This window comes from Streptomyces sp. RP5T (assembly GCF_003933965.1).
Taxonomy (GTDB): domain Bacteria; phylum Actinomycetota; class Actinomycetes; order Streptomycetales; family Streptomycetaceae; genus Streptomyces.
The window spans coordinates 1-7,005 of sequence record NZ_RSAJ01000440.1 but is presented as its reverse complement, the minus strand read 5'-3'; the positions used below and the strand labels follow the sequence as shown (position 1 = coordinate 7,005).

Genomic DNA, 7,005 nt, shown 5'->3' with positions numbered 1-7,005 from the left:
GGGGGAAGGCGATGGCGGCCGCAGGCAGGGTGGTGCCGTGGGCCTCACAGACCTCGGCGATGGCGCGGGCGCGGGCCACCAGTTCCGCCGGGGCGTCCTGGTAGTCGTACTTCATGCCTTCCTCGGGCCACTGGCGGGAGAGCAGGCCGGAGTTGAAGACGCCCACCGCGACGACGCTCTTGCCCGACTCCTGTGCGGCGGGCAGGACGTCGTCGAGGGCGGACTGGTCGAGGAGGGTGTAGCGCCCGGCGAGCATGACCACGTCGGCGGCGGTCTCGCGCAGGAAGCGGGCGAGCATGGCGGACTGGTTCATCCCGGCGCCGATCGCTCCGATCACCCCCTGGTCGCGCAGTTCGGCGAGGGCGGGCATGGCCTCGTCGGCGGCCTGTCTCCAGTGGTCGTCGGGGTCGTGGAGGTAGACGATGTCCAGACGGTCCAGACCGGTGCGCTCCAGCGTCTCCTCGATGGAGCGGAGCACGCCGTCACGGCTGAAGTCCCACTGCCGGCGCAGGTCGTCCCGTACGACGAAGCCCTCGGAGTCGACACCGCGGGGCTCCTCGTTGGGGACGAGGAGGCGGCCCACCTTGGAGGAGACGACGTACTCGTCGCGGGGGCGGGTGCGCAGCGTGGCGCCGAGGCGTTGTTCGGACAGGCCGAGGCCGTAGTGCGGCGCGGTGTCGAAGTACCGGATGCCCGCGTCCCAGGCGGCGTCGAGTGCGGCTGCGGCGTCTGCGGCCGTGGTGGTCCGGTACAGGTTGCCGATCACGGAGGCGCCGAAGCCGAGTTCGGTGAGTTCGATGCGGGTGCGGTGGATCGTTCGGCGGTGCAAGGCGCGCTCCTCGGAGGCTGCGGATGGGCGTGGGGTCAGCGTCGGACGTGGGCCGTGGAGCCCGCGACCAGAGCCTCGACCTCGGAGAGGGTGGCCATGGAGACATCACCGGGGGTGGTCATGACGAGGGCGCCGTGGGCAGTGCCGTAGGCCAGGGCGCGTTCCAGCGACGTGCCGGTGAGGAGGCCGTGGATCAGCCCGGCGGCGAAGCCGTCGCCGGAGCCGATGCGGTCCAGGACGTGCAGACCGGGCATCCGCGGGCCGGTGACCATACCGGTGGCGGGTGACCAGGCGGCCGAGGACCAGTCGTTGACCCCCGCCGAGGGCACCTCGCGCACGGTCGTCGCCAGTACCTTCGCGCCCGGCAGCAGCGCGGCGACGGAAGCGAGCGCGTCCGGCACCTCGTGTTCCGCCAGGCGCACGGCTCCCGGACGCGTGCCCGCCAGACCCAGGGCGCCCACGACGACATCGGCGTGCCGGGCGAGCCGCAGGTCGGCTTCGCGGGCGCGGTCGGCGCCGCCGCGGCCGGCCCAGAGGCTGGGGCGGTAGTTGGGGTCGTAGGAGACGGTGACACCGTGCCGCCGTGCGGCCGCCATCGCCTCGTCGGCGACATCGACGGTGGTGTCGGACAGGCCCGCGAAGATGCCACCGGTGTGGAACCAGCGCACCCCGCCGGCGAAGACCGCGTCCCAGTCGACGTCCCCCTTGCGCAGCTGGGACGCGGCGGTGTGCGCGCGGTCGCTCACCCCCAGGGCGCCGCGGATGCCGTAGCCGCGCTCGACGAAGTTCAGGCCGTTGCGGGCGCTGCGGCCGATTCCGTCGTCGGTGACCCAGCGGATGAGCGAGGTGTCGACACCGCCTTGGAGGACGAGGTCCTCGACCAGGCGGCCGACTTCGTTGTCGGCGAGCGCGGTGACGACCGCGGCACGGTGTCCGAAGCAACGCCGCAGACCCCGGGCCACGTTGTACTCACCGCCGCCTTCCCAGACCTGGAAGGTGCGGGCGGTGCGGATCCGGCCCTCGCCCGGGTCGAAGCGGAGCATGACCTCGCCGAGGGCGATCACGTCGGTCACGGTGCGGTCCTTTCCACGGCCTCGGCGGTGAGCCGGCGGATCTCGTCGTATGCTCCGCGTTCGAGGTGGGCGCGGGTGGCGAGCCAACTGCCGCCGACGGCCAGGACCGCCGGGTGGGCGAGGTAGGCGGACATCTGCTCGGGGCCGATGCCGCCGGTCGGCACGAAGCCCATCTGCGGGAAGGGCGCCGCGAGCGCGCGCAGTGTCCCGATGCCGCCGAGCGGCTCGGCGGGGAACAGCTTGACCGTGTCCAGGCCCGCCTTGAGCGCGTGCATGAGCTCGGTCGCGGTCGCCGCGCCGGGTACCACCGGCACCCCCAACTCGCGTCCCTTGTCGACGACTTCGATGTCGAAGCCGGGTGACACGAGGAAGCGGGCCCCGGCCGCGACCGCGCGTTCCGCCTGCTCGGTGGTGAGGACGGTCCCGGCGCCGACGGTCAGACCGCCGTGCGCGGCCATGACCTTCACCACCTGCTCGGCCTGCGGGGTGCGGAAGGTGACCTCGGCGCAGCGCGCGCCGCCCGTCGCGAGCGCCTCGGCCAGGGGGCCGGCACTCGCGACGGACGGCACGGTGAGCACCGGCAGGAGCCGGGCCCCCGCGAGTACGGCGCTCAGGGCGTGGTGCGTCATCGGCCGAGCCACCCGCCGTCGACCGGCAGCACGGTGCCGTGGATGTAGTCGGCGGCAGGGGAGGCGAGGAAGACGGTGGCCCCGCCGAGGTCGTCGGCCGAGCCCCAGCGTCCGGCCGGGATCCGCTCCAGGATGGCCTTGCTGCGGCTCGGGTCGTCCTGCAGGGCCTGGGTGTTGTCGGTGGCGATGTAGCCCGGGGCGACGGCGTTGACGTTGACGCCGTGCGGCGCCCACTCGTTGGCCAGGGCCTTGGTCAGTCCGGCGATGCCGTGCTTGGCGGCGGTGTAGCCGGGGACCGTGATGCCGCCCTGGTAGCTGAGCAGGGAGGCGGTGAAGATGACCTTGCCGTGGCCGCGGGCGACCATGACGGCGCCGACGGCCCGGGTGAGGGCGAACTGGGCGGTGAGGTCGACCTGGAGCACCAACGCCCAGTCGGCGTCGCTGTGTTCGGCGGCCGGGGTGCGGCGGATGGTGCCCGCGTTGTTGACCAGGATGTCCACCGGGCGTTCGCGTCCGGCGAGGTTCTCGCCGAGGGCGCGGACGGCGTCGGGATCGGCGAAGTCGGTGCGGATCGCCTCGAAGGTGCGGCCCGCGGCGGTGACGTCCTTCTCCACGTCGCTGCCGGAGGACTCCAGGTTCGCGCTGACCCCGATGACGTCCGCGCCGGCCTCGGCGAGCGCGCGGGCCATGGCCCGGCCGATGCCGCGGCGGGCCCCGGTGACGACGGCGAGCTTCCCGGTGAGGTCGAAGGCGGTCATACGGTGCTCTCCTGTGCGTGGTCGGTGCAGTCGACGAGGATCTTCATCACGTCTCCGCCGCCCTCCAGGGCCTCGAACGCGGCGGGTGCCTCGGTCAGCGGGACGACCTTGCTGATCAGCCGGTCGGCCGGGATCGTGCCGTCCGCCACCAGGGTCACCGCCTTCTCGAAGTCGGAGCGGTCGTACAATCGGGCGCCGACGAGGGTGAGTTCGCGCCAGAAGAAGCGGTGCAGGTTGATCTCCCGGGGCCGGGGGTGGATGGCCACCAGGCACAGCCGTCCGCGTACGCCGAGCACGTCGACGGCCGTCTCGACACCTGCCGCGGCGCCGGACACCTCGAAGGCGACGTCCGCGCCGGCGTCCCCGGTCCAGGCGCGGAGCAGGTCGGCGACGTCGTCGGCTGCGGGGTCCCACGTGACCAGCCCCAACTCCTCGGCCAGTGACCGGCGGTGGGCGCTGAGCTCCACGACTCGTACCTCCGCGCCGGCGTCCCGCGCGACCAGGGCGATGAGGATGCCGACGGGACCGCCGCCGACCACGACGACCCGCTCACCGGGCTGTATCGCGGCCCGGCCCACGTCGTGGACGGCGACCGCGGTGGGTTCGACCAGCGCGGCTCGTTCCAGGGGCACGTCCTGGGGGACGCGGACGAGGGTGGTGGCGGGCACGGTCCAGCGCTGCTGCATGGCACCGGGGGAGTCGATGCCGATGAAGTCCAGGTGCTGGCAGATGTGCTGATGGCCGGCCCGGCAGGCAGGGCAGGTGTCGTCCCAGCGCAGCGGCATCACGGTGACCGCGTCACCGGGCTGCCACCCCTCGACTCCGGGACCCACGCGGACGATGCGGCCGGACATCTCGTGCCCGAGGACGGCCGGCGTGGTCACACGGGCGTCCATGTCGCCGTGGAAGATGTGCAGGTCGGTGCCGCAGATCCCGACATAGGCGGGGGCGATCTCCACCTCTCCCGGGCCCGGCTCCACGCTCTCGGCGGGGGCGGTGTCCAAGGTGCGGGCCGCGGTGTAGCGGACGGCGAGAGTCATCGTGGGGTCAGGGTCCCTTCCGCGCGGACGCCGATGGTCAGCAGCAGGTTGGCGTAGGTACGGATGTCGGCGGTGACGATCGCCAGCGCGACATCCGGGGAGCGGGCCGCGTCGTAGAAGTCGAAGCGGGTGAGCGTGTGGACCGGGGCGGGTGCCAGCTTCGCGCGGTACTCGGCGATGGCGGGCGGCTCCGGTTCGCCCTCGGGCGCCATCACCTGGGCCGACTCCACTGGAACGGCGCGCAGCAGCACGTCGAGGACGGTGGTGACGTCCACGGTGCCCGGCGCCAGGTTGAGGTGGACGATGCGGGCGTGTGGCCCGGTCGCGGTGCCGGCGGGGTAGTGGCCGTCGGCGAGCAGGACGCGGGCGCCGTGGCCGGCTCCCGCCAGCGCCTCGAGGATGCCGGGGTGGGTCAGTTCGGTCAGCAGCACGGTGCCTCTGCCTCCTTCTCGGGAGCGGCCGGCCGGTAGAAGGCCGCCGCCGTGTCGTGGAGCACTGCCTGCCTCTCGTGCGGGGAGCAGGCGCTGAGGAGCTCGTCGACGGTCGTGGCCCAGCGGTCCCAGCCGCCCGCCAGGACGCAGACGGGCCAGTCGGAGCCGAACATCAGCCGGTCGGGTCCGAACGCGGTCAGCAGGGTGTCCCAGACCGGACGGATGTCGTCGATCGTCCATTTCTCCCGGTCGGCCTCGGTGATCAGTCCGGAGACCTTGCAGCGCACCTGGGGGTGGACGGCCAGTTCGCGCACCGCGCGCACCCAGTCGGGCAGTGCGGGGTGGCCGATGGGCGGCTTTCCCGCGTGGTCCAGGACCAGCGGGAGGTCCGGGAAACGCTGGGCGAGCCGGATCGCCTGGGGGAACTGGTGGCTGCGGATGAGGATGTCGTAGCCGAGACCCCTCTCCTGCACGGCCCGCAGGCCGCGCTCGACGGCCGGCCGCTGGAGCCACCGCGGATCGGACTCGCCCTGCACGACGTGGCGCAGGGCCCGCAGATACCCGCCCGAGGGCCGGGAGAGCAGTGCGTCGAGTACGTCCCCGATGCCGGGCCCGATGAGGTCCGCCCAGCCGACGACCGCGCCGATCAGCGGGTCCTGGCCGGCGAGGTCCAGCAGGTCCGCGGTCTCGGGGACGGACGCCACGCACTGGACGACCACCGTGCCCGTCAGCTGCCGGCCGGCTATGGGCCGGGTGGCGGACCGTCGGAGGTCGTCGACGCCGTAGCTGCGGCGGATCGGCTCGTGGCCGGGTTCGTCGAGCCAGGGCTGCGGGCGCCGGTCCAGATCCCACACGTGGTGGTGGGCGTCGATCAGGGGCCGCGGCTCAGACACGGGCGGACCACACGGGGCCGTCGGGGTAGCTGTACTCCTTGAGGGACTCCGGGTGCATCTGCGCGCTCAGTCCGGGCACGGTCGGGGCCAGGTAGTGGCCGGCGGCGATCCGGACGGGGTCGACGAAGTGCTCGTGCAGGTGGTCGACGTACTCGATGACACGGTCCTCGGTGGTGGTGGACACGGCGACGTAGTCGAACATCGACAGGTGCTGGACCATCTCGCACAGGCCGACGCCGCCGGCGTGCGGGCAGACCGGGACGCCGAACTTGGCGGCGAGGAGCAGGATCGCGATGTTCTCGTTGACGCCGCCGACGCGGGCGGAGTCGATCTGGACGATGTCGACGGCGCCTGCCTGGAGGAGCTGCTTGAAGACCACGCGGTTGGCGATGTGCTCGCCCGTGGCCACCTTGATGGGGGTGACGGCCCTACGGACGGCGGCGTGGCCCAGGATGTCGTCGGGGGAGGTGGGTTCCTCGATCCAGTACGGGTCGAAGGGGGCCAGGGCGCGCATCCAGTCGATGGCGGGCTGGACGTCCCATCTCTGGTTGGCGTCGACGGCGATGCGGATGTCGGGGCCGACGGTCTCGCGGGCGGTGCGCAGGCGCCGTATGTCGTCCTCCAGGTCCGCACCGACCTTGAGCTTGATCTGCGTGAAGCCGTCGGCGACCGCCTCGCGGGACAGGCGGGCGAGCTTCTCGTCGGAGTAGCCGAGCCAGCCGGGGGTGGTGGTGTAGGCGGGGTAGCCCTGGTTGATGAGGCGCTCGATGCGCTGCGCGCGACCCGGCTCCGCGCGCTGGAGGATCTCGAGGGCCTCTTCGGGCGTGAGGGCGTCGGACAGCCAGCGGAAGTCGACCTGGGCCACCAGCTCCTCGGGGGACATCTCGCCGAGGAAACGCCACACGGGCTTGCCCGCGCGCTTGGCCGCGAGGTCCCAGGCGGCGTTGACGACGGCACCGGTCGCCATGTGGATGGCGCCCTTCTCCGGTCCCAGCCAGCGCAGTTGGGGGTCGTGGACCAGGGAGCGGGAGAAGGCGCCGAGGTCGGAGCAGACCTCCTCGACGGACAGGCCGACGACGTGCGGGGCGAGCGTGGCGATGGCGGCCGCCTGGGCGTCGTTGCCGCGTCCGGTGGTGAAGGCCAGGGCGTGGCCCTCCAGTCCGTCGCCGGCGTCGGTGCGCAGGACGACGTAGGCAGCGGAGTAGTCGGGCTCCGGGTTCATGGCGTCCGAGCCGTCGAGGTGTTCGGAGGTGGGAAACCGCACGTCCAGGACGTCCAGGGCGGTGATGCGGGCGGATGAGGGCATGGGGGAGGACATGGCGGCAACTCCTGTGACGTGCAAGGGGGAAGAG

8 protein-coding genes are annotated in these 7,005 nt (G+C 72.8%); all 8 read right to left on the bottom strand.

Annotation, left to right across the window (positions count from 1 at the left end; translation table 11 throughout):
- Positions 1 to 829 (bottom strand): aldo/keto reductase (locus EHS43_RS32740; protein WP_148104138.1); only part of this gene is annotated, 829 nt, incomplete at its 3' end.
- Positions 830 to 864: 35 nt separating this feature from the next.
- Positions 865 to 1,902 carry a sugar kinase gene (locus EHS43_RS32735; protein WP_125194298.1) on the bottom strand — a complete coding sequence of 346 codons (1,038 nt, stop codon included), beginning with the start codon at positions 1,900 to 1,902 and terminating at the stop codon, positions 865 to 867.
- The gene (locus tag EHS43_RS32730) at positions 1,899 to 2,531 is read right to left on the bottom strand and encodes a bifunctional 4-hydroxy-2-oxoglutarate aldolase/2-dehydro-3-deoxy-phosphogluconate aldolase (protein WP_125194297.1); all 633 of its coding nucleotides are present in this window, start codon (positions 2,529 to 2,531) and stop codon (positions 1,899 to 1,901) included. The genes EHS43_RS32735 and EHS43_RS32730 overlap by 4 nt, the downstream gene beginning before the upstream one ends.
- Positions 2,528 to 3,289 carry an SDR family oxidoreductase gene (locus EHS43_RS32725; protein ID WP_125194296.1) on the bottom strand — a complete coding sequence of 254 codons (762 nt, stop codon included), beginning with the start codon at positions 3,287 to 3,289 and terminating at the stop codon, positions 2,528 to 2,530. The genes EHS43_RS32730 and EHS43_RS32725 overlap by 4 nt, the downstream gene beginning before the upstream one ends.
- Entirely contained in the window at positions 3,286 to 4,329 is a 1,044-nt protein-coding gene (locus tag EHS43_RS32720) for a zinc-binding dehydrogenase (protein WP_125194295.1), read from the bottom strand. The genes EHS43_RS32725 and EHS43_RS32720 overlap by 4 nt, the downstream gene beginning before the upstream one ends.
- Complete coding sequence (locus EHS43_RS32715) at positions 4,326 to 4,760, bottom strand: RbsD/FucU domain-containing protein (protein ID WP_125194294.1); 435 nt, start codon at positions 4,758 to 4,760, stop codon at positions 4,326 to 4,328. The genes EHS43_RS32720 and EHS43_RS32715 overlap by 4 nt, the downstream gene beginning before the upstream one ends.
- Positions 4,751 to 5,653, bottom strand: a complete 903-nt coding sequence (locus EHS43_RS32710) for an amidohydrolase (protein ID WP_125194293.1) — start codon at positions 5,651 to 5,653, stop codon at positions 4,751 to 4,753. Before EHS43_RS32710 ends, EHS43_RS32715 begins: the two co-directional genes overlap by 10 nt.
- The gene (locus tag EHS43_RS32705) at positions 5,646 to 6,971 is read right to left on the bottom strand and encodes an L-fuconate dehydratase (protein ID WP_125194292.1); all 1,326 of its coding nucleotides are present in this window, start codon (positions 6,969 to 6,971) and stop codon (positions 5,646 to 5,648) included. Before EHS43_RS32705 ends, EHS43_RS32710 begins: the two co-directional genes overlap by 8 nt.
- Positions 6,972 to 7,005: the final 34 nt, after the last annotated feature.